Annotated in this window: 1 protein-coding gene; it reads left to right on the top strand. The window is 40.1% G+C overall.

All coding sequences use genetic code 11. The annotated features are described in order from the left end of the window. Positions 1-195 precede the first annotated feature (195 nt). Positions 196-2,334 (top strand): TonB-dependent receptor (locus H5072_RS17160; RefSeq protein WP_182694231.1); only part of this gene is annotated, 2,139 nt, incomplete at its 3' end.

Raw genomic sequence — 2,334 nt, 5'->3', positions numbered from 1 at the left:
ATGTTCTGCCATTAGTCAAAAATTAATAAAATAGTTAAAATTTTCACTCCAATTTTTTAATTAAACCTAGGTCGATTCGTTTAATAAAAGCACTTAAGATCATGCTAATTTGATAAAGTGCGACAATATGTCGCGCTTTTGCTTTTGCAGTTCACACTATAATTACGCCAATTATTACAGTGGCATAAATTAACAATGGTTTATAAAAGCAAAACTCAAAAAACTTACTTACTTTCCCCTGTCGCACTTTTTATTAGCGGTGTGCTATCTACTTTTGCATTTGCCGACGATACGTCTTTAGAAGTAATTGAAGTACACGGACATGCTCAAAATAAGCATTTAGCACTTGGTTCGTCAGAATCGTTATTAAGTGATTTAGGTGTCGACTTTTCAGCTGCGGGCGGCGTATCTAACCTCCCTATTTTAAATGGTTTAATGGGCGACAGAGTTAAAGTGTTAATTGATGGCGCAGATGTAACCGCTGCATGCGCTAATCACATGAACCCGCCACTGTCGTATATCTCGGCTAATCAAATTACGTCTTACAATGTGGTTGCAGGCGTATCGCCTGTAAGCACGGGCGGCGATAATATTGCCGGTGTAATAAGCGTTAATTCTATTTCACCACAGTATAGCGATAGCAATGAATTAGGTTGGCACTCAGGTTATGTGTCAGCAAAGTACAGTAGTGTTGATAACGGACGTAAGCTTGGCGTTGGTGCACGTTTAGCAAGTGACACGCTTAGCCTTAATTATCAGGGTTCGTTTAGTGACGCAGATAGTTATGAAGACGGTAACGGCGATGTAGTATTAGATACATTGTATCGAGCACAAAATCATAGTTTAACCGCAGCTATGCGCGATGATAAACAGCAATTAGTTATAAAGCTAACGCATCAAAAAATCCCATATCAGGGATTTGCAAATCAGTATATGGATATGACCTATAACACCAGCTACGGTGCAATAGCTCAATACAAACGCTCCTTTGAAAACAGCGAGCTTGAAGGGCAAGTTAACTGGCATAGCGTAAAGCACGAAATGGGTTTTTTCAGTGAAGAAAAAACAGGCATGATGCCAATGAAAACCGATGCACAAGATATAAGTACGCAGCTTAAATGGCGTATTGCGCTTAATAAAAACAGCAGTATTTTACTCGCTCAAGAATATTACAATTACAGCATTGATGATTGGTGGCCAGGTATTGAAGGCTCAACCATGATGGGACCAGACGATTACGTAAATATAAATAACGGTAAACGAGAGCGCATAGCGGCATTTGCTGAATTTGAGAGCCAAATAAATACCAAGTTATGGTTAAATGCAGGCGTACGTATTGAAAGTGTTAATACCCAAGTAGGTGAGGTTCAGCCTTACAACGACGGTATGAGCATGATGGATATGGGCGATATGAGCGACATGGGGGGTGTGGAAAGTATGACCATGAGCGATACGTCTACAGATAATAGCATTGCTGCACAGAACTTTAATGCTGGCGACAGAGATAAAACCGACACTATAGTTGATGCTAACTTTTTAATTAACTACCAAATAACAAATTATGATGAGCTGCAATTTGGTCTTGCCCGTAAAAACCGCGCGCCTAATTTATACGAGCGATACAGCTGGGGCGTAAGTAATATGGCAACCACCATGATTGGTTGGTATGGCGATGGTAATGGCTATATTGGTAACCCTGATTTAGACGTTGAAACAGCGCATACTTTAAGTGCTACTTATATTAAATCGGCTAAAGATGACCGTTGGCGTTTAAGCACCAATGTTTGGTATACAGATGTGAATGATTATATTGATGCTGATATTGTAAGAAGCTTCAATAGTTATGACTTGGACAACACAGCGCGTAATATTTTGCAGTTTACTAATGTAGATGCCATTTTGTATGGTGCAAAAATAGATTTAACAGCCAACATTTATGAATCTAAGGACTTAGGTAACTGGCAGTTACACGCTAATGTTACTAATACGAGAGGCAAGCGCGACGATACTAACCAGCCGCTTTATCAAATTAAACCACTGCAGACCCAGCTAGGTATTAGCCAGCAAATGGGTCGGTTTGAAAACGCATTATCTTGGCAGTGGGTCGATAATAAAAGCCGTGTAGATAATAATCGTTTTGAAAACCAAACAGACAGCTACAGCTTGGTTAATTTAAGCTCTAAAGCCACATGGGATTCATTAACGCTAAGCGCAGAAGTGAGTAACGTGTTTGATGAGTACTACCAACTCCCACTAGGCGGCGTAAGTATTGCAGCACTTAAACAAGATAGCAGCAACGGGTTTGAACAACTTGCTGGGCAGGGTCGTTCATTT

It is taken from the genome of Pseudoalteromonas sp. SR45-5, assembly GCF_014163565.1.
GTDB lineage: Bacteria > Pseudomonadota > Gammaproteobacteria > Enterobacterales > Alteromonadaceae > Pseudoalteromonas > Pseudoalteromonas distincta.
This window is presented reverse-complemented; position numbering and strand designations above follow the sequence as displayed.